The organism is Caballeronia grimmiae (assembly GCF_022879615.1).
Lineage (GTDB): Bacteria > Pseudomonadota > Gammaproteobacteria > Burkholderiales > Burkholderiaceae > Caballeronia > Caballeronia grimmiae.
In genome coordinates, this window is the sequence record NZ_CP084277.1 from 47399 (window position 1) to 66840 (window position 19442).

Consider the following 19442-nt stretch of genomic DNA (forward strand, 5'->3'; position numbering starts at 1 on the left):
CCGGGTTTTCCGGAGACCTCAACTCCTGAGAGAATGAGGAAATGGAAAGCATCGACAAAGCAAAACGCAAGACTGCGCCGAAGTATCCGACCGAGGTTCGCGAGCGCGCGGTTCGCATGGTGTTCGAGCACCGTTCGGAATACGCTACGCAGTGGGAAGCGATCCAGTCGATCGCCGCGAAGATGGGCTGTTCGCGCGAGACTCTTAGAAATTGGGTCCGTCAGGCTGAGAGTGATCGTGGTGTGCGAGCAGGCCCCTCGAAGCAAGAGCAAGATCGAATTCGCGAGCTTGAACGAGAGGTCCGGGAACTGCGCCAGGCGAACGAGATCCTGCGCAAGGCCTCGGCGTATTTCGCACAGGCGGAGCTCGACCGCCGACCGAAGTGATGATCGCTTTCATCGACGATCACCGATCGGTCTACGGGGTCGAGCCGATCTGCAGAGTATTGCCGATCGCCCCGTCGACTTACTACCTGTACGCCTCCCGCCGCGCCGATCCTCGTCGGCTACCAGCGCGGCAGCAGCGTGATGCTTTGTTGTGTCAGCATATCCGTCGCGTTTGGGAAGAGAACTTTCGAGTGTACGGTGCGCGTAAGATCTGGCGACAGTTGCTGCGCGAAGGTTTCAGAATTGCGCGTTGCACCGTTGAACGGTTGATGAGGCGGCTAGGTCTGCAGGGTGTACGGCGGGGTAAGTCGATGCGAACCACCGTCAGCGATAAAAACGCACCTTGTCCGCTTGATCATGTTCAGCGTCAGTTCAAGGCGTCAAAGCCCAACGCACTGTGGGTGTCCGACTTTACCCTTGTCGCGACCTGGCAAGGCTTCGCGTATGTTGCCTTCATCGTTGACGTGTTCGCGCGACGCATCGTGGGTTGGAGAGTGTCAAGTTCAGCGCGCACCGATTTCGTACTGGATGCGCTGGAGCAGGCCCTACATGAGCGCCGACCAGCCGAAGGTAACCGTTTGGTACATCATTCGGACCGCGGGTCGCAATACGTTTCTATTCGGTACACGGACCGGCTAGCTGAAGCAGGGATTGAACCGTCAGTTGGAAGCGTAGGCGATTCATACGATAACGCACTCGCCGAAACGATTAACGGCCTCTACAAGGCAGAAGTCATTCATCGCCGCGGCCCGTGGCGCAATGTGCAAGCCGTCGAACTGGCGACACTTAAAGGCCAGTTCAAAAAGAGCTCGGAAGGGCTGTTTACTTTTCTTCGAAACGGTTAACCTTGGATGCCTGAACAACGGATCAAGGAATGCCGGCACCTATCATCGATGACGAACTGTGGGCACTGATCGAACCACTACTTCCAGCGCCCAGACCGCGACGCAAGCGTTACCCCGGGCGCCTACCGGTCTCGGACCGTGCAGCATTGAATGGCATCCTGCTCGTTCTGAAGACAGGTATCCGTTGGAACCATCTACCGACGCGGCTAGGATTCGGCTCTGGCGCGACCTGCTGGCGTCGGTTGCACGACTGGCAGCAGGCCGGGGTGTGGGACAGATTGCATGGGCTGCTGCTCGACAAGCTGCGCGAGTCGGGCCAGCTCGACTTCTCACATGCGGCTGTCGATTCATCGTCCGTGCGAGCCGTTGGGGCGGGCCAAAAACTGGGCCAAACCCCACCGATCGTGCGCGACCAGGCTCCAAGCACCACATCCTCGTAGACGCCAACGGCGTTCCAGTCAGCGCGATTCTGACCGGTGCAAACCGCAACGATGTCACCCAACTGCTTCCGCTGGTCGACGCCATCCCGCCGATTCGTGGCACTCGCGGCCGACCGCTTCGCAAGCCCAAGGTCATCTACGCCGACCGTGGTTACGATTCTGACTCGCATCGCCGCCGGCTTCGCGAGCGCGGCATCCAACCGGTTATCGCCAGGCGTCGCACGGAACACGGCAGCGGCCTCGGCAAATTCCGTTGGGTCGTGGAACGGACTCATTCTTGGCTCCATGGTTTCCGTCGCCTCCGCACTCGCTTCGAACGCCGCGCTGACATTCACGAAGCTTTCTTAAAGCTAGCCTGCGCACTCGTCTGCTGGAACATCTTCAGCCGAACGGAGCGCGCTTTTTGAACTGGCCTTTTAGTTGGGTGGACTGGTTCAATCACCGACGTCTGCTTGAACCTATCGGCAACATCCCACCGGCCGAGGCGGAAGCCCGTTACTATGAGCAACTCGCTGGAGTGCCGATGGCTGCTTAACTCCAGCAAAACGGTCTCCGAGGTTCCCGGTGCGCTTCAGAACAGTGCGTCACGAAACGCGAGCCCCTTTGAATGCCTGCGGCTTGCGTTTCAGGGAGCCGATGAAGTGGCGGTAATCAAGCGCGTGACGGTTGTCGTGCGCACGGGAGCCCCGTGCGGTGCTGTGCACCAGCACGCCGGACAGGTAACAGTCGAGCCGGTCGCCGTAAGACGCGCACCTTCAGCCGGTGACCAATCAGGCGCGACGGCGCACTGTAAAGGATGCCGCGCACTGTGAACGTGCTGCAGCGGGTCACAGGAGCCTCCTCCTCGACGAAGTCGGTGGTACGGTACTCCGGCAGATCGTGAAGCTGCTGGCGCTCGATACGGAACGCGGCCGCGTTGCGCCGGTTTCGACGCATCACCTGCTCGCGGATGAATTCATCGTAGGCGGCACGATCAGCGAAGTCGCGATGGCCGCGAAGCATCAAGGCCTGATCGACCGCATCCTTCAGATACCGGTGCGAGGATTCGACACTCCCGTTCTCATGACCCTAGACAGCGTCAAGCAGCACGGCCGATCAGCGACAATTATTTTGGCCGGTCAACGGGTTGTAGTTGTCGCTGGCTAATTCATAGTTGTCGCGCCTCCATCGTAATTGTCGTCGGGTAATTGTCGCCGGCGCGCGCTCTGTTTGTCGCTGGCCTTTCGACGGCGATAGCTTTCTACATTCGAAGATCGTCGAGTGATGGACGAGCCGGTCGATGGCTGCGACCGTCATGCCGGGGTCGGGGAACACGTCATTCCAGCCAGAGAACGGCTGATTGGCCGTTATTAAAAGACTTTTGCGCTCATACCTCTCGGCGATCAGTTCGAACAGCACACTGGTTTCGGCCTGGTCCTTGCGCGCGTACCACAGGTCGTCCAGGATGATGAGATCGAACCGATCGAGCTTAGTGAGCGCGGATGGAAGTTGCAGACTCTGGCGCGCGGCCTGGAGCTTCTGTACGAGCTCGCTGGTGCGCGTGAACAGCACGCGATAGCCGACGTCGATCAAAGCATGTCCGATGGCCGAACCTAAATGACTTTTGCCGCCACCGGGCGGCCCGAACAGGAGAATCGTGGCACCTTTCTCCAGCCACGAATCTCCGGTAGCCAGCGCAGTGACATGCGCCTTCGAGACCATTGGCACCATGCCGAAGTCGAAGGTGGCCAGCGTCTTGGTCGGGTCCAGATGCGACTCGGTCCGGTGCCGCTCGATGCGTCGTTTGGCACGTTCGGCCAGCTCATGCTCGAGCAGCGCCCCGAGCAATCGCGTAGCCGGCCAACCTTCCTTGTCAGAGCGCTCAACGAACTCGGGCCATAACCTGCCGATCGTCGGCAGGCGTAACTCGTTCAGCATCAGGGCCAGACGGCCGTTGTCATGGGCAGGGATGTTCATGCTGCCACCTTGTCGAGCAGCTCGTCATAGACCGCGACGGGCGGCATCTCGACCACCACCTCGGGACATAGGGCCTGACGTGGCGCGAATTCATCGCGCAACTGCTTCAGATCGGGCAGTTCGCCTGCTTCGAGCAAGACGTCCAGCCGCTCGGCCAGCAACGCTTCAACGCCATGGTGTCCTGCGAGTTCGAGCAGCCCCACGATCGTCTTGCATGCCTGACGTTGCGTCAGTTGCGCCTCCAGCCTCTCCCAGGTTCGGCGGTAGGCCTCACGGGGAAACAGCGCGTCGCGAAACGCAAACCCCCTGAACGCCTGCGGCTTGCGCTTGAGAGAATCGATGAAGTGACGATAATCCAGCGCGTGGCGGTTGTCCGCTGCACGGGAACCTCGCGCGGTGCTGTGCACCGGCGCACCGGACAGGTAACAGTCGAGCCGGTCACCATAGATCCGAACCTTCAGCCGGTGGCCGATCAGGCGCGACGGCGCGCTGTACAGGATGCCCCGCACAGTGAACGTGCTGCAGCGGGTCACGAGCGCTTCTTCCTCGACGAAGTCCGTGGTGCGACGTTCAGGCAAATCCTGCAACTGTGCGCGCTCAATACGAAACGCCGCAGCGTTGCGCCGGTTTCGGCGCATCACCACCTCACGGATGAATTCATCGTACGCAGCCCGGTCAGCGAACTCGCGATGGCCGCGAAGCATCAAGGCCTGGTCGACCGCTTCCTTCAGATACCGATGCGAGGATTCCACGCTGCCGTTCTCGTGACCCAGGCCACGATTGTTGCGCGTGCCCTCCATGCCGTAATGGTCAAGTAGCGCTGCGTAACGCTTCGTGAAGTCCTCCTGCTCTGTCAGATTCTTGAAGGCAGCCGACAGGCTGTCAGAACGATGTTCGCGCGGGCAACCGCCGGCCTGCCATAGCGCGTTCTGCAATCCCGCTGCGAGGGCCTCGAAACTCTCGCCACCCTCAACAACGTTCGCGTACTCCCAGCGCGAGAACGCCAGCACGAAGTGATACAGCCGGTGACCGAATGGGGCGCCGCCGATCGTCACGCACAGCTTGCTCATATCGGTGAAGTCTGACAGTCCGCGCACGCCCGGTTGATGTTCCTGGGGGAAGAACACCTCCTGCGTAGGCCCTTCAAGGGCCCGCCACTGGCGGATACGTCGCTCCAGCGTGCGCCGCATGCTATCGGGATAACGATCCGGGTGATCATCCTGCAGCTTGCGCAGGACCGTGATGCCCATCAGGTTGGGCGCACTGCGCAGCAGCGGTACGACTTCGCTGTCCCATACGTCAACGAAGGGATCCGGGCGGGTCCGCCATGATTGACGCGGCCTCTGCGAGGGCAACGTGGCATCGCGCTCGATGCGGCGTGCCGTACGCACGCTGATACCGGTCTTGGCGGCCGCGACTTCCTGAGAATGCTGTTTGCGCTTGTTCATATAGAGATGAACCTGTTGGTCGGTAATGCGGGTTCCAGACATGAGCTGACCGCTTCTTCTTCAAGCTTCGATCATCCCATCCTAAAGCCCCGTCGACCTGGCGCTGCCGGTGGCTCGTCGTCTCCTGCGGCTACGCCGCCTACGACTCCTCACCACCGGCCAAAACAAGCGTCAACGACCGGCCACGACAATTGTCGCTGCCCATGACCCAAACCGCGATTGTTGCGCGTGCCCTGCATCTCGTAGTGATCGAGCAGCGCCTTATAACGGGTCGTGAAGTCCTCCTTCTCGCTCAGGTTCTTGAAGGCGGCAGAGAGGCTGTCGGTACGATGCTCGCGCGGGCAACCTCCCGCCTGCCACAGAGCGTTCTGCAAGCCGTTGGCGAGGGCTTCGAAGCTCTCGCCGCCCTCGACCACGCACGCATACTCCCAGCGCGAGAATGCCAGTACGAAGTGATACAGCCGGTGCTCGAACGGTGCGCCGCCGATCGTCACGCACAGCTTGCTCATATCGGTGAAGTCGGACAGCCCGCGCACGCCGGGTTGATGTTCCTGGGGGAAGAAGATCTCCTGGCTGGGACCTTCGATCGCCCGCCATTGAGAGATGCGTCGCTCCAGCGTGCGACGCATGCTCTCGGGATAGCTGCCCGGGTGATCATCCTGCAGCTTGCGCAGGATCGTGATGCCCATCAGATGTGGAGCGTTGCGCAGCAACGGCACGACCTCGCTGTCCCAGACATCGGCGAACGGATCGGGACGGGTGCGCCAGGAGCGTCGCGGCTTCTGGGATGGCAACGTCGCGTCACGCTCGATGCGGCGTGCGCTGCGCACGCTTATCCCTGCCTTGGCGGCCGCGACTTCCTGCGGATGGTGTTTGCGCTTGTTCATATAGAGGCGAACCTGTTGGTCGGTGATGCGGGTTCCAGACATGTGCTGACCGCTTCTTCTTTAAGAATCGATCAGCCATCCTATTGCCCCGCCGACGCGGCGCCGCCGGTCGTTCGTCGTCTCCGGCGGCTACGCCGCCTCCGACTCCTCACCACCGGCCAAAACAAACGTCAACGACCGGCCAACATAATTGTCGCCCCCCACAAGATACTCCGTTACGCGGGAGCCCCACTCGTCGGTGACGTTCATGATGTGCTCCCAGGCCATGACAGGGCAACCTCCCGCAGGCGCTCGATATCCACACGGGCGTAGACACGGGCCGTGTCTAAGCTCCGATGCCTCAGCAGATCGGCGATTTCCTTGATCGAAACGTTCGCCCTTTGCAGGCGAGTAGCGGTTGACCGCCGAAGCACATGCGTGTTGCAGAATTGGTCATCAAGATTGCAGCGTTCGAACGCCCGGTTCATCGCATTGCGAATCGCGGCGACAGTCAACGGAACGCCGAACGGAGCGCGGTGACGCACGAAAACATATCGGCTGTCCGTCAGCGGGCGCCCCTCGCGCAGGTACCTGGCTAAAGCAGCACCAGCCTGTTCTGGCAACGGCATACGTTGTACACGGTTACTCTTGGTGTGCGGCAACGTTACGACGCCGCGTCGCCAGTCTATGGAGTCGAGTGTCAGGTGTGTGGCCTCATCTCCACGCAGGCCAAGATCAAGAATGCAGCGAGCTATCGCGTAATCTCGCATACCGGATGCGGTGTTTACATTGAACGCTTGAAGGAAACGTTCGAGCTGAATCTCTGACAGTACCTTCGGCGGGTTTCGATGCGGCCAGTTGGCGATCAGCGGCAACGTCGAGACAGCAAGGCGCGTATCGTCACCGCGCAATGCTCGGTATCTCAGATAGCTACGCAAGCTCGTACATACGACTCCGAGCGAACTGGGTCTCCAATGGCGTCGGGCAAGGTCGACGAGAAAAGCCTCGATTGCCGGTATGGTCAGGGCTAAGGATTCAGCGGACTCATCCAGCGTACGGCTTGCAAAAAATGCCTCAAGATGACGGACGCGGTAGACGCACGTCGAACGCTTCAAGCCGCAAGTGTCGCGCAAGAAACCATCAAAGTTGTGCAATTCACGAGCTATGGGATCCGGCGCGATCGTGTGGACGGCCTCAGCGTAGAATGGCAGCGCCAGAAGATGATGCAGTGCTGCGCGCATCTCGGATACAACTGACCGGCAAGGTTCTGGACAACAGCAGACTGGCAGATGATCCCGTATAAAGTGCTCGACAAGAGCTTCGTCAAAATCCGAAGCGGATCGGCGCGTACGTCTCATCCAATAACTGAAGTGGGCGAGGCACCGCAAGTATGCTCCCACAGTACCTCTTGCGTAACGTAAGCGCTCCAGCTCGCATATGTACGAATCAATAAACTGGCTCAAGGGGCCATGTAGAAGCCAGTCTCGCCGGGCGAGACGATTCAGGCAGGCATCCGTAAACATGATGATCTCCGCACGGGGGTTCGCGGAACACCATCAGACCACGATTTATTATGCTGAGTTAGATCCCGCCGACGCTCGCCTCACACACGTTGGCGCTTCGGAGTGAAGCCAGGAGACGGATCGCACTGCGCATAATCCGTAAGTGCGCATAATTGCGTTTATGGCGACCTCGGCATAAACGCAAGAACTATCTGTTCGTCGGCTCCGACAGCGGGGGCGAGCGAGCCGCCGCGATGTATAGCTTAATCGGGTCGGCAAAGCTCAACGGGATCAACCCGCGTGCCTATCTGGAATACGTCCTGACCCATATCGCTGATCACAAGATCTCACGCATCGACGAATTGCTGCCTTGGAACGTGGCCGACAAACTGAAGCCGGCCACTCCGCCTACACCCTTAACCGGGTAGATCTGGACGGATTTGCGTGGATCGTGTCCACGATTGCCGATCATGGGCACGATCCACGTGATCTATACGAATTCCACCACGACAGCACCATCATGCCTCACGCGCGCGCGAATGAGGAACTGGCCCAGCCGAGTCGCTGATATGACTTTCCGTGTCAAGTGAAGCGAGGGGTTCTTTCAGCTTTCATTTCAATGGAATTTCCTGAGGGCGACGTAGCAGTAAGGCCGACGGTGAATCACGCTGATATCCGCGGGTTGGTTACCGCATTACAGAGGTCCGTCATATGAGCCTGCCACCTTCTTACGCCGCGAATCGGCCTGCTTTCTGCCGTCGCGAAGCGACGCCGTGGGTTGCTCTTGTACCGGGCTACGCCGCCTTCAGGAAACTCTCCAAAGTTTTGGAAATAGGTGTTAAGCCGCAGTCTCTTTATATTGATTGGGCACTACGACGCGGCAGTGCGAGCGACATTGCTAGACGACCAATATCCCAGATGAAGCCAGCGAGTTCTCGGGCGACAGCGACCACTGCAACGTTGACGTCCTTGCCTCGTGTCGCAAGTTTGCGATACTTCTTGCACAGTCGAAGCTGCGCGTCCCACGCACGATCGATGATTTCCTTTGGAATGCCTTCGTGTCGGGGCTGCATGATTTTGCTTACGCGGGCTGGGTGCCGATAGCTCCAAGCAGCTTCGACGAGTAGCTTTCTTGCATAGCTGTTTCCCGCTTTTGTAATGCCGCCTTGACGTCTCGTGCCGCCAGACGAGTGCTCCGATGGTGTTATACCGAGCCAGGCCATGAGCTGACGTGGATGTTCAAAGCGCGATAGGTCGCCGAGTTCGGAAACGATGCCCACCGCTGTAACGAACTGAATGCCGCGCATTGCCTGTAACGCCAACACCACCGGGTAAAAGCTCCATTCGATTACTGCTTCGCGCAAGGCTACTTCCAGTCTCTCACATTGCGCCACGCGGTCGTCGATAGAGCGTCGATGTTCTTCGAAAGCCAATTGCCGCCACGCAGATTCGAATGAGTATTTGCTCAACCAGCGTCGATGTGCTGGGCCCCAATCAGCGCGCTGCGTAGCGCACACCATGGGAAAGCAGGAAAGACTTCAGCCGCTGCCGTGCCTGCCGCAAGTCTTCACGAGCCGATGCCCAGGCTCGCGCGAGATCCCTGAACGCCTCGTCCTCAACGCTCGGCACGTAGACCGTCGAAAGGTCTCCAGCGCGCAGCGAGCGCGCCAGCTTGATTGCATCACGACGATCCGTCTTTACGCGCTCGCCGGGCTTTCGGGGGATGAGCGACGGCGCGCATACCGTGCAGTCAACTCCTTGCCTAATCAAACGTCGGTACAGCTCGTAACCGCAGGGGCCTGCCTCGTACGTAGCTCGAACATGCTGCCCTTTAGAGCGTAGGCGTTTGCTTAGCCTATCGATCGCAGTCGGCGTAGTTTCGATCTTGCCCAATACCTCGACATCACCGCCTTCAATCGCATATGCAACGGTAATCGATTCCTTATGCACATCGAGCCCGACATACACCGTGCTATCGTTGTCCATGCTGGCCTCCGCGGGACGTTGCCGGGGTGCGGCCCATGCCCACCCATGCGGCTCTGGCAGAGATGCTAACCCGCGTTAAACGCCCACGTCAGGCCAGCCTCCGCCTCAAGGAAAGTCATACTGACTTACCTTACGAACTCGGGCTCTATATCTGCAAGTGCATCGCGCAGGCGCATGACGGCACTGTGGGCGTGGCTTCGGATGAGAAAGGGACGGTGCTCACCGCCCGCATCCCCCGTTTTCCGCATCCTCAAATTGAGCCGGGCAGGAAGGGCCGTTGAACTCCGCAACTGGCTTTTTTTGACGCCGCAATACCGCAAGCGGCCGGTACATACTGGAACGGAAGCTCCGGCGCGTTTCCTCAAAGCGAAATCGGCGCCAATAGGAGCACTGTTCGATGAGAAGTAGGACGTGGTACAGGCCTAGGAATCAGACTCGGGGTTCCGCTCGTCTTCAGCCAGATCGTCGATCAATCGCTGGCCGGCTGTATATCCGCTCATGAGCGCTTCAGCCTCCGTAGCAAAGGGGCGCTCGCCGAGTCCCGAGAGCCGTACCGGCGATGTGATGGGCGAGCCTTGTTCGGTCGTAATTTGCACGACAGCGAAGAAGCCATCAGGCGCCCGCAGTTTAGCGTTGTCTGACGGAAGGAAGACTGGATCAGTCTCTACAACGATCGCGAATGCCTTGTATACGTAACTTCGTTTCGTCTCGCGCGCCCTCGGCAGTCCTTCCGTGTACAGGTCACTTTACGCTAAGACACGCTCTTAAATAATGGGCGAGTTTCCTGACTTCGCTGATTTGAGCTGTACTGCAAGCCGAACACGAGCCGCACTCACGAGTATGCGTTAACGGTTCGGCACCACGGAGGTCGGCTGGCACCCGAGTACGGAGCGCGTTCGATTTCTTATGTGAGGCGGTCTGACCGAGCTGCACGTCCTCGATCGGACACCGGTGCATTGCGACCGGACGCTGAAAGGCAGTGACATTGAGCCGGTAGAAAGTCAGTATTCTCATCTACCCTCGCTGCGAATTTGTGGATCGAAACATCCGTGAGGTGCCGATGCATCCCACGTCACTTCGATCTCGCCACGCGGCCTGGGTCTGACTCGACGACGATTATGCCACGTCGGCAAGTCTAGAAGCCCGTCGTCGCGCAGCCCCGTGCGATGACCGTTTTCGTCGGATACCTTATATACCGTACCCGCTAGCCATATTCACGCGCACAGGGGTGTTGCCGCCATAGCCAGCGTCGCTATAGTCTTAACTACGGGACGGACCCTAGACCTGAACGCACGCCCGCGTGCGACGCGCTCCATTCCAAAAAGCGATGCCGTGGGCATGCTGAATGCGCGATCATCCGTGCGCAATCCGCGCTGCCTGTCAGCAGGCGGTGGGGATTCGTCTCTGACGTTGCTTGCCCGATGGGCGGCACTAAGCGCGCCGCGACGGATGCTATAGCAGGCCCTATATTCGCTGCTGGCATAAGCACCTAGCCACCGAGACGCCAGACCGGCGACTTCCATGAAAGACGCAATCGAGTTGGATTTCAAAGGGTACTTGGTCACAGGACTTGCAGTGCCTGACGGGACATCGTTCGCCGCCATGGTGATCGTGCGCCTACCAAGCGGTGACCAAGTGGTCAGCGGCCTGTTGAATCGATTTCATGAACCGTACGAGGCCAAGCGTTCAGCTATTGAGCACGGGGTTAGTGAAATCGATCGCTTTTTAGCCGCGCGCCGTGGCCTAAACGCATCGATGGCGTAGCCCGGCCGGGGTAAGCGGACTTTAGGAAGGTATCCCCGCCTATCGGTCAAGGCGGGGGGCGGAAAGAGGATGCGAAAGACGCGGCCAGTGGGGCGGTTGATCGTGACCCCGGTGCCGTCGCACCATAATCGAATGGTATGAGAATGAGGGAGCCGCGTGAGGCTCGGGAGACAGCCATGAATCGCATCTTAGCTCTAACAAGCATTCTGCTCGTAATGACAAGCATGAGCGCGCAGGCGCAAAGCACGCAGAAGGCTGCGTCACCAACGCCTCAGCACGGCACCGCGACGAATCAAGCGGCCGACAGCGCTTCCAGCGGGGCAAGCACCTCAGGCGGCCCGACACTGATGCAGCAACGTCAGAAGGGCATGTCGCCGGAAGGCGCTTCGGGGGCGGACGCAACCGGAAAGGCAACCGGAAAGATGAAACAGTGAAAGGCTGGCTCCTCAAGTGTGCGGGTGGGACGGGCCATTGAGTGTCGACAAACGTCGGGCCCGGCCTTGTCCGGTGCGTCTTGGCATTAGGTGTCATACAGGACCTGAGGCGCGAGCTAGATAGATCGAGCATCCGCAAGTTGCCGCTCGCGTGGACCGGCGAGCTGTCTTTCCCGACCCTTTGCGACACTGTCGCCGCCATATCGGGCGGCGGTGCAGCCCATGCCGTGGTTCACGGGAGTTCGCGTCCAGCTTCGGCAGAGCGTTTCCGGTCCTTGGATTAAAAGCCGTTCGGTAAACGGCCGCGAATCGAAGTTCTTCGTCGGTTACTGCCCGCGACGGTCGCATCCGTCTGCCGTGATACGCGACCACCACCATCCAAGCATCACAGGCGCGCGGAATCCGAAGCGAAGTGACGGTCTTATTTCGCGTCCGCCGAACGCCCGCGGAGTAGTTCTCGCCGTCGTGACGGCGCCCAGAAGCCGGAACTTGACGACTTTATAGACGCAACGTTGACATTTTCAATGCGTTCTACGGCACTGGGCCGAAGCGCCGCGCGGGAAAGTAGTTCATTCGACGGTCTCGGCGCTTGCACAGCCGGCAAGAGCCCCTTTCTTGGTAGTGTGCTGAACGATGTGCAAAAACGCTGAGGCGTCAGGAGCGCAGAGGCGGGGGTGGCCGTGGTGTAAGTTGATGAATGTCCAGTTCGTCAACCTGCCCTCGGGAGGGCTTGCACCATGGCCACGACCAAGCGTAGTACTAACCGGCCGTCAGCGGAAGCGCTGGTTGCCGGCGACCGGGATCTGATGAAGGCGCTTATGAAGGATGCGCTTCAGGAAGTGCTCGAAGCGGAAATGACAGAGCTGCTGGGCGCTGCGCCCAATGAGCGCAGCGAGACGCGAAGCGGCTATCGTGCGGGCTACTACGGCCGCGCTCTGGTGACGCGCATCGGCAAACTGGAGTTGCGCGTGCCACGTGATCGGCATGGCGAATTCTCAACGGCGCTGTTCGAGCGCTATGCGCGCAGCGAGAAGGCATTGGTGGCGGCGTTGGCCGAGATGTACGTGCAGGGTGTGTCGACGCGCAAGGTCAAGGCGATTACCGAAGAGCTGTGCGGTCACAGTTTTTCGGCCTCGGCGATTTCGGCGATCAACAAAGGGCTGGATGCGACGCTGGCAAAGTTTGCACACCGGCCGCTGGAGGAAGCGTATCCGTATCTGATCGTCGACGCGCGCTATGAGAAGGTGCGTGAGTCGGGCGTGATCCGGTCGCAGGCGGTGCTGATCGCCATCGGCATCAACTGGGAAGGCCACCGGCAGGTGCTGGCTGTGGAGCTGGCCAACCGCGAAAGCCATTCGAGCTGGAAAGAGTTCCTTCTGGCGCTAAAGAAGCGCGGCCTGTCAGGCGTCGAGTTCGTCGCCTCGGACGACCACGCGGGGCTCAAGAAGGCGATCGGCGAGGTGCTGCCGGAAGCCGCCTGGCAGCGCTGCTACGTCCACTTCCTGCGCAACGCGCTGGACTATCTGCCGCGCAAGGCCGATGACGACTGCCTGCAGGAGTTGCGCTGGATGTACGATCGTCGCGACCTGCAGGAAGCGCAACGGGATCTGGCTGCGTGGATCAGCAAGTGGCAGGGAAAATATCCGAAGCTGGTGGACTGGGTCGAAGGCAACATCGCTGAGACGTTGACGTTTTACCGATTGCCGCGCGCGCATCACAAGCACCTGAAGTCCACCAACATGCTGGAGCGACTGAATGAGGAAATCCGGCGGCGCACGCGTATCGTGCGCATCTTTCCCAACGAAGCGTCGTGCCTTCGGCTGATCAGGGCCCTGTGTAGCGAAACGCATGAAACGTGGCTGGAAGACAGCCGTTATCTGAACATGGCCTTGCTGGCCGAGCAGAAGAAGGAGTTCTTGCGCGCGGCTGCATAGCGGGCGCGCGGGTTCGGCGCTGCGGGCTACGCCCTCCGCGCCGCACTCAGCGCAGATGGATCAACTGAAACCACCGGCATCCGGTTTCTGCACAACTTGACGCACACAACTCCTTTCTTTTTGATTAAGATGTGATTTCATTTGCTTTACCATGGCATTAGGCGCATTGTTAAGTGACACGAATTTATCTCTGGCCGCCCGATTATCGAGATTTGCATCGACACCGTTGCTGGCGGTCAGCATCTCAAGGAGCGCGCCATCATGACCATCGCCACTATCGAATACGGAGGGTACGAGCTTCGTGCTTCTCTCATCAGGAATTCCCACTGCATCGCGACCCATATGCCAAAGGTGCAAGAAAGTTCTCTTCCGTTGTGCGAATCGAGAGCGTCCAACCCAGCAACGTGAAGCCGCGGCGCTACGGAACGGTGTACGCTGAGACTGACCCTACGAGCGCAATCGACGCCATCAATTCGGCCATGCAATACGGCAAGGACATTATAGATGGCAAGGTTCAGGCAAGCGAACTCTGACGTACTACTTAATTCGATCTTTTCTTATTCCTGAATGGCGTCCCGAGAAGACGCAGACTACGCTTGGATGGCGACCGGGTACGGCTATCGCGACCGCAGCACGTTTCGCATGTTCCCCGGCCCCCTGTCGGGTGGCTCGGGAAACAAACGCGGGGCCAGCTTTACTTTTGGGTCAGGGAAGCGATAAATATGACACGGCTGAGGAGTTCACTATGACACATGCAATCTACGCAATCCTAACGGCGATGACGATGATATTTTCGGTTTCTTTCTACTGGTATCGGCGGAGCGTCCTGCCCGCATAGCACGTTCGATGGTTCCGAGACAATCGCCTGATCGACAGATTGCGCAGCAAACCCAGCCACTAGGCGTCGACATGATGAACACCGTTGCGCCCTATCGCCCCAATACGTGCGTCGTCGAGCGAGTTTCTACGGACCTTATGTAATTGCGATTACAACAGGCAGCATAGTTCTCTGAATCGGTATATTTTCCAGACGCTAGGCCCGCGCCTTATTGGCTCGCGGCCGTTTGCTTCGACGGATCCTTTCTCTGATCGCGTTCTCGGGACCTGTTCGTTCATCGGGGTCAAACGACAGCCTCCCATACGTGGACCTTGCGACCGCCGAGCTTCACGGACATCGGGGCCGTCCGCGGTTACGGTTGTTAAACGGCTACTCGGTCCACGCACGGTAATAGCACTTATAATGGCCCCGCAGCGCCGTCGAAAATTTCTTTCCCATGAACTGCGGTCTATCGACGGCGAAATTCGACATATTCGTTTCGCGATTAAGTGGGAACTCAGGGAAGAGCAGTCCGCGCCGGTCCTCGCTATCGCCTATTGGCGTCAGCGATTGCTGGACCTTCTTAGAGGACGAAGCCTCCTCGCGCATCAGCGCGAGGCGATCTTTGGCCTATTGAAGCGCATAGAAGAGTATGACGATATTTAGGCGTTGCGGCGTTTTAGGAATGCCCATGTACAACGGCGCGGTTGAACACTGTCCAAAAGTGAGGAGCAATGGCGAGAGCGATTCCGCATCTGTGTGCCTACGACTTGCTCCTCGTCGATGCCGACATTACACACATCCGATTAGCGATTGAACGGGAGTTCGATTCACGTTTTCCACAGCCAGTTCTACCGCGCCCTTATTGGCGCGAACGCTTGCTTGGCCTGGTCAACACGTTTAATCTCCTTCCCCAGCAATCCGTCGCCATTAAGGAACTGCTGCGCCGACTTGATCGTTACGACGATGTGAGGTACAGACGTTGACCACGGTTTCGGCCGCTGCCACCTCGTGCGCCAGTTCAATCGCCTACAGGCGATTATAAGAAAGAAGCGACGATTCGCCCCCGGCGACCAAAAGGAGACCAATAACAGCCAACTTCACGTGGACAACTTCTCAACAGAGCCGCCATAGAACCGTGCGGACCAAAATCCGTTAGGTGTACGCCCCGAAGCGGCCGCTGACTTCGCTCTGCTCGAGCGTCCGCAATCGCCGAGAAGCGCGCGTCACGCATCGGACAGGTTTCGGAGCGGACTAGCCGTTCGAATGACCGCTGCATGGCTCATGCAGCTCAGGCGAACGACGGATAGTGGCCGGCAAGCGCCTGCTCGCGGGCCAACAGCTATCAGACTTCGGTTTGCTCGCCATCTAGAGCGCGTCATCTACCTCGATACCAAGGACATACCAGCTCTATCTCGTATAGAGCGCGCCAGGTGCCTTATCCTGGACGTACAGCTTCCCGGAGTTTTGGGGCCGACTCTCTATGCACAACTCCGCGAACCGCGCCCTCCGGCCATCTTCATCACGTCGCACGACAACGGGGCCACGCGCTTGGCGGTAGCGAACGCTGGCGGTGTGCACTTTCTGGTCAAGCCCTTCGCCGGCACAGACTTGCTAAAACTAATAGCGATGTTGGGGGCGCAATGAGCGAAACAAACGTTGCCCCGCAGCCTTCCATGGATTGAATCCATACGCGGTTGGGCCGCAGGGTCGAGCGACTGATTGCCTACGCTCAGCGGCCCTTGCAGAAAGAAATGGGCACGCGCCCAAAAGGGCGCTTATGGCCGCCTGCTGCCCGACGCGTTCGGCATCGTGTGCCGCAACTTCCCTGACCACCGTTGGCGTTCGGGCGTCGAAGACCACATCTCACCGGCGAAGTGAATGATATGAACGCCCCCCGCCCATCGCTACGCACGGCATCACTGGAACATCGCCGGCCGGCGATCGCTCCGGGATAGAAAAAGGCGATCATATTGGCCTACCAGCCGGAGTAATCATCATGACGCATACGATCGTGGGTGTGGACATCGCAAAAAGCGTAATGCAGGTGCACTGGGTCGATCCCGAAACCGGCGAGATCGTTAATAGGCCTGTCAAACGGGCGGCGTTTCTCGAATACTTCGCTAATCGCCGCCCCTGTCTTGTCGGAATGGAGTCCTGCAGCGGATCTCAACACTGGGCTAGGCGCTTGATCGAGATGGGCCACCGGGTGAAGCTGATGCCAGCCAAATTTATCAAGGCATTCAACATCCGCAACAAAAACGACGCCGCCGATGCGCGCGCGATCTGGATGGCTACGCAGATGGACAGCAAGGAAGTTGCTGTGAAGACTGAGACTCAACAGGCAGTGCTCGCACTGCATCGCATGCGGCAGCAACTGGTGAAGTTTCGTACGATGCAGATAAATAGCCTGCGCGGGCTTCTAACCGAGTACGGCGAAGTGATGGGAGTCGGTCGGGCCGCGTTGGATAAAGCGGTAGGGGGAGTGCTGGAAAGGTTGTCAGGACGCTTGCCTTCGATATTGATCGACACCCTACGTGAGCAGTGGACAGGTCTGGACAATCTGGATCGTCAGATCTGCGAGATCGAGCGGCGATTGCATGAGTGGATGAAAGACGATCGGTCAGCCAAGGCAATTGCGGCGATTCCGGGCGTAGGCCTGTTGACTGCAACAGCGGCAGTGGCAACGATGGGTCACGCAAAAGCGTTCAAATCTGGCCGCGAGTTCGCAGCGTGGCTCGGCTTGGTGCCGGCACAGACCGGCTCCGGCGGCAAGATAGAGCTTCAGGGGATAAGCAAGCGAGGCGATACCTACCTCAGAACGCTACTTGTTCACGGCGCGCGTAGCATCATTTACCGCGTGAAAGAACCAGGTCCATGGGCAACACAAATGAAACAGCGGCGTCCGTTGAACGTGGTCATCGTCGCGATGGCAAACAAGCTCGCCCGAATAATATGGGCGATGATGGCACATCAGCGCCCCTACCGGAACGATTACGAAAGCATGAAACAGGGGTGAGTTCTCTGGTCTATCGGAAGGTTTGCTGGGCGGGATGGAACGTCAAAAGTTGCGGTGGCATTCGAGTGTGATGACAAAACGGGTAGGACCTGGGACTCACCAAACCTGAAAAGTTGTCTGAGCCTGACAAGCTCGCGAAGTGAATGAGGCGTGAGTCAGCGGATTTCATAGGGGCCCGCAGCGAGTAAGGCTGCAACAAGGCCGGATGTAGAGCTGCAGCCCATCCTGTTTTTCGAAGACTCGAAAGTCCGGCGCAAAGGGGGACGTTCATGTAGACAACTTTAATTCGCGTCCGGCAACCCATACCGAGTATGGCTCGCGCCGCTATCGGGGCGAACGAAGTCCCGCGTTGACAACTTTATAGTCGCAACGTTGACTTCTTTAATGCGTTCTACGGGGGCGGCTTTCGGGTACACCTGACCTGTCAACCAATTCGAACAAATACCCGGTTCAGAACAGCGCTCCTTGCGGGTTCCGAACGAACTCAAGCCGAAGCGTCCCGACTCTGCGCCCGTCTTTAACGGATTGCCAGTCGATCAACAGCCCATTTTTCTCTCGTAGCTCTGCCACAGCCGGCTCAATGATCCGCTGGCGGAGCGCCTTGAAATTGGCCCTGTGTGTAGGTTTAGCGTCCATTGCGGCCCAAAACTCCTCGATAGTCGGGGACCACTTACCTGGTCCTGCCTCGTTTCCACGTACAGCAACGGCCCTTCCTACACGGTAGCGTCTGATGTACTGCCGGGCGTACACGCGCCGGTAACAACTTCGATCCAGACCGTGACCGCAATCTGGGCCGTGGAAGCCGCATTGATCATCGGCATCGCATTTGTCGTGCTCACGGCTTATCAACGAGTAGCCGCGGCATTCGCAGAAGGCACGCGGACTGCCGCAAGCGGAGCATTGCTGGCATGCAATGAACACGGCCTCCGAATACGGATTCGGTGCCGTAATTGCTGCATTGCCAGGCTTCGTGGTCGTAAGCTGCTGGTGCATATCTTCCGGATTGGAGTAGGCTGTCGACGGGCTCAACCTGCGCTGCCGGCAGATCTGATCATCCAAAATCCAAAACTGAGCTGGTTTTTGTCGGGGCCGGCACTGCCTGTTCCTGGCACCCAAAACGTTGAATGGTGCGCTCACGATGTAACGTAATAAAACGATTTCACACGGCGGCGAGGGTGTACAGTGATCAGACCGTCTGCACTTCGTGGACCGGTCTTCAGAGGTAGTTATGCGAGTAGATGTTAAGAACGCAATTCCTCTCGCGGCAAACGAGACTGCCTACAATCAGGCTCGTCGGGCGCGGTTTCTTATTCTCCGAACCGAGGACATTAACCGGGCAGACCAGAGGCGCGTCAGTTATGCACTCATCGATTCGACCCTGGCCAAGTGGCGATATCCTGCTAACAAATTAAAAATCTGATTATGGCGCTCTTTTTTCCGAATCCTAGCCGCAGTTACGACGCCGCCAGGCGTTGCGTGTTCTTCTGGGGATATGACGGTTCCCGGGAAATTACGTTCCAGGTTGACCGCGGGACTCTCGAAGGCCTGCAACCCGCACTCGGATTCGACGAACGGTCCTTTTTGCTCGCGTTTGACGAAGTTCGCGAAAAGCTACTTGAAATCGCGAAGAGGCGATACGTCCGCGGTCCACAGAATCGATATTCGATTTGATGAAGGCTTGAATCGCCACCGATCTATCCCGCGGGAGCGCATGCACGCCCCGTCAAGGCCCCGTCAGGGCGCCGCTAACAGTCGCGAAATCCGGCTAAGGTTGTCTTTATGCACAGAGTGATCGCGTATCGCGGTTTCGAGATTGATGTCCAACTGACCTCAACTGCTGAAGACATGTTTGAGGTGACCTTTCAGATCAAAGGCGGTACTAACCTCGAAGTGCTCGGCGCGCGAGGAAGCCGCATACCGCTGCGCAACGGCCCGTTCACTGAACGGTGGGCCTATCTGGTGGGCGAAATCGCCGGGCAAGCCGCAATCGACGTCTTGCTCGGCCCAGCTTAGTGAGTGTTTTTTTCTTCGACCCCGCGCGCTTG

At 58.7% G+C, this 19442-nt stretch carries 12 protein-coding genes, 7 pseudogenes and 1 other annotated feature; of the genes and pseudogenes, 11 read left to right on the top strand and 8 right to left on the bottom strand.

The genetic code is table 11. The features are described from left to right. Window positions 1–41: 41 nt before the first annotated feature. Both LDZ21_RS30460 and LDZ21_RS30465 read left to right on the top strand, forming a co-directional pair. Window positions 42–1177 (top strand): annotated as a pseudogene (locus LDZ21_RS30460) (IS3 family transposase); the annotation flags it as partial. Further along, window positions 344–460, top strand: a sequence feature (AL1L pseudoknot). Its footprint overlaps the pseudogene before it by 117 nt. 83 nt (window positions 1178–1260) lie before the next feature. Beyond that, window positions 1261–2078, top strand: a protein-coding gene (locus LDZ21_RS30465) for an IS5 family transposase (RefSeq protein ID WP_244797973.1) whose coding sequence is annotated in 2 segments (ribosomal slippage) — window positions 1261–1609 and window positions 1609–2078 — 819 coding nt in all. Because the reading frame shifts where the segments join, the coding sequence is not laid out codon by codon here. A gap of 167 nt (window positions 2079–2245) precedes the next feature. Here LDZ21_RS30465 and LDZ21_RS30470 read toward each other — a convergent pair. From LDZ21_RS30470 to LDZ21_RS30490, 5 genes and pseudogenes are all read right to left on the bottom strand, one after another. After that, window positions 2246–2739 (bottom strand): annotated as a pseudogene (locus LDZ21_RS30470) (Mu transposase domain-containing protein); the annotation flags it as partial. 74 nt (window positions 2740–2813) lie between these two features. Next, window positions 2814–3627, bottom strand: a pseudogene (istB, locus tag LDZ21_RS30475) (IS21-like element helper ATPase IstB). After that, window positions 3624–5117, bottom strand: a complete 1494-nt coding sequence (istA, locus tag LDZ21_RS30480; RefSeq protein ID WP_244797895.1) for an IS21 family transposase — start codon at window positions 5115–5117, stop codon at window positions 3624–3626. The pseudogene istB and the gene istA (LDZ21_RS30480) overlap by 4 nt, the downstream one beginning before the upstream one ends. A gap of 161 nt (window positions 5118–5278) precedes the next feature. Next, a pseudogene (gene istA / locus LDZ21_RS30485) lies at window positions 5279–6004 on the bottom strand (IS21 family transposase); the annotation flags it as partial. A 203-nt stretch (window positions 6005–6207) separates the two neighbouring features. Beyond that, a complete protein-coding gene (locus LDZ21_RS30490; RefSeq protein ID WP_244798068.1) occupies window positions 6208–7182 on the bottom strand; it encodes a tyrosine-type recombinase/integrase in 975 nt (324 codons plus the stop codon). Between the two features lie 461 nt (window positions 7183–7643). On the opposite strand from LDZ21_RS30490, the pseudogene LDZ21_RS30495 reads away from it, so the two are divergent. Beyond that, window positions 7644–7871, top strand: a pseudogene (locus LDZ21_RS30495) (transposase domain-containing protein); the annotation flags it as partial. Window positions 7872–8297: 426 nt separating this feature from the next. Here the strand turns inward: LDZ21_RS30495 and LDZ21_RS30500 are convergent. After that, window positions 8298–9429, bottom strand: a pseudogene (locus LDZ21_RS30500) (IS110 family RNA-guided transposase). Between the two features lie 1521 nt (window positions 9430–10950). On the opposite strand from LDZ21_RS30500, the gene LDZ21_RS30505 reads away from it, so the two are divergent. The 3 genes from LDZ21_RS30505 (at window position 10951) to LDZ21_RS30515 (ending at window position 13561) form a co-directional block, all read left to right on the top strand. Beyond that, window positions 10951–11193 carry a hypothetical protein gene (locus LDZ21_RS30505; protein ID WP_244798069.1) on the top strand — a complete coding sequence of 81 codons (243 nt, stop codon included), beginning with the start codon at window positions 10951–10953 and terminating at the stop codon, window positions 11191–11193. Window positions 11194–11369: 176 nt separating this feature from the next. Next, window positions 11370–11627: a hypothetical protein gene (locus LDZ21_RS30510; protein ID WP_244798070.1), complete on the top strand. Its 258-nt coding sequence runs from the start codon at window positions 11370–11372 to the stop codon at window positions 11625–11627. 806 nt (window positions 11628–12433) lie between these two features. Beyond that, window positions 12434–13561, top strand: a complete 1128-nt coding sequence (locus tag LDZ21_RS30515) for an IS256 family transposase (RefSeq protein WP_425306873.1) — start codon at window positions 12434–12436, stop codon at window positions 13559–13561. Window positions 13562–13621: 60 nt separating this feature from the next. On the opposite strand, the gene LDZ21_RS30520 is transcribed toward LDZ21_RS30515, so the two are convergent. Next, window positions 13622–13888 carry a hypothetical protein gene (locus tag LDZ21_RS30520; RefSeq protein WP_244798071.1) on the bottom strand — a complete coding sequence of 89 codons (267 nt, stop codon included), beginning with the start codon at window positions 13886–13888 and terminating at the stop codon, window positions 13622–13624. Window positions 13889–15662: 1774 nt separating this feature from the next. On the opposite strand from LDZ21_RS30520, the gene LDZ21_RS31525 reads away from it, so the two are divergent. Together LDZ21_RS31525 and LDZ21_RS30525 are read left to right on the top strand one after the other, a co-directional pair. Further along, window positions 15663–16025 (top strand): response regulator, encoded by a 363-nt coding sequence (locus LDZ21_RS31525; RefSeq protein ID WP_370889833.1) that lies wholly within the window; start codon window positions 15663–15665, stop codon window positions 16023–16025. Between the two features lie 352 nt (window positions 16026–16377). Further along, entirely contained in the window at window positions 16378–17397 is a 1020-nt protein-coding gene (locus LDZ21_RS30525) for an IS110 family RNA-guided transposase (protein ID WP_244798072.1), read from the top strand. A 450-nt stretch (window positions 17398–17847) separates the two neighbouring features. On the opposite strand, the gene LDZ21_RS30530 is transcribed toward LDZ21_RS30525, so the two are convergent. Continuing rightward, on the bottom strand, window positions 17848–18033 hold the full coding sequence (locus LDZ21_RS30530; RefSeq protein WP_244798073.1) for a replication initiation protein: 186 nt from the start codon (window positions 18031–18033) through the stop codon (window positions 17848–17850). A gap of 99 nt (window positions 18034–18132) precedes the next feature. Between LDZ21_RS30530 and LDZ21_RS30535 the strand changes: the two are divergent. The 3 genes and pseudogenes from LDZ21_RS30535 to LDZ21_RS30545 form a co-directional block, all read left to right on the top strand. Continuing rightward, window positions 18133–18379: pseudogene (locus tag LDZ21_RS30535) on the top strand (GntP family permease); the annotation flags it as partial. Window positions 18380–18819: 440 nt separating this feature from the next. Further along, on the top strand, window positions 18820–19068 hold the full coding sequence (locus LDZ21_RS30540) for a DUF1488 family protein (protein ID WP_244797998.1): 249 nt from the start codon (window positions 18820–18822) through the stop codon (window positions 19066–19068). Between the two features lie 108 nt (window positions 19069–19176). After that, window positions 19177–19410 carry a hypothetical protein gene (locus LDZ21_RS30545; RefSeq protein ID WP_244797999.1) on the top strand — a complete coding sequence of 78 codons (234 nt, stop codon included), beginning with the start codon at window positions 19177–19179 and terminating at the stop codon, window positions 19408–19410. Window positions 19411–19442: the final 32 nt, after the last annotated feature.

What these genes read in the sequence shown, in the direction of transcription:
- istA (WP_244797895.1), bottom strand. Translation starts at nt 5,117, where the DNA reads ATGTCTGGAACCCGCATTACCGACCAACAGGTTCATCTCTATATGAAC.
- LDZ21_RS30490 (WP_244798068.1), bottom strand. Translation starts at nt 7,182, where the DNA reads ATGCGCGCAGCACTGCATCATCTTCTGGCGCTGCCATTCTACGCTGAG.
- LDZ21_RS31525 (WP_370889833.1), top strand. Translation starts at nt 15,663, where the DNA reads ATGCAGCTCAGGCGAACGACGGATAGTGGCCGGCAAGCGCCTGCTCGC.
- LDZ21_RS30530 (WP_244798073.1), bottom strand. Translation starts at nt 18,033, where the DNA reads ATGGACGCTAAACCTACACACAGGGCCAATTTCAAGGCGCTCCGCCAG.
- LDZ21_RS30515 (WP_425306873.1), top strand. Translation starts at nt 12,434, where the DNA reads ATGAAGGCGCTTATGAAGGATGCGCTTCAGGAAGTGCTCGAAGCGGAA.
- LDZ21_RS30540 (WP_244797998.1), top strand. Translation starts at nt 18,820, where the DNA reads ATGGCGCTCTTTTTTCCGAATCCTAGCCGCAGTTACGACGCCGCCAGG.
- LDZ21_RS30525 (WP_244798072.1), top strand. Translation starts at nt 16,378, where the DNA reads ATGACGCATACGATCGTGGGTGTGGACATCGCAAAAAGCGTAATGCAG.
- LDZ21_RS30545 (WP_244797999.1), top strand. Translation starts at nt 19,177, where the DNA reads ATGCACAGAGTGATCGCGTATCGCGGTTTCGAGATTGATGTCCAACTG.
- LDZ21_RS30505 (WP_244798069.1), top strand. Translation starts at nt 10,951, where the DNA reads ATGAAAGACGCAATCGAGTTGGATTTCAAAGGGTACTTGGTCACAGGA.
- LDZ21_RS30510 (WP_244798070.1), top strand. Translation starts at nt 11,370, where the DNA reads ATGAATCGCATCTTAGCTCTAACAAGCATTCTGCTCGTAATGACAAGC.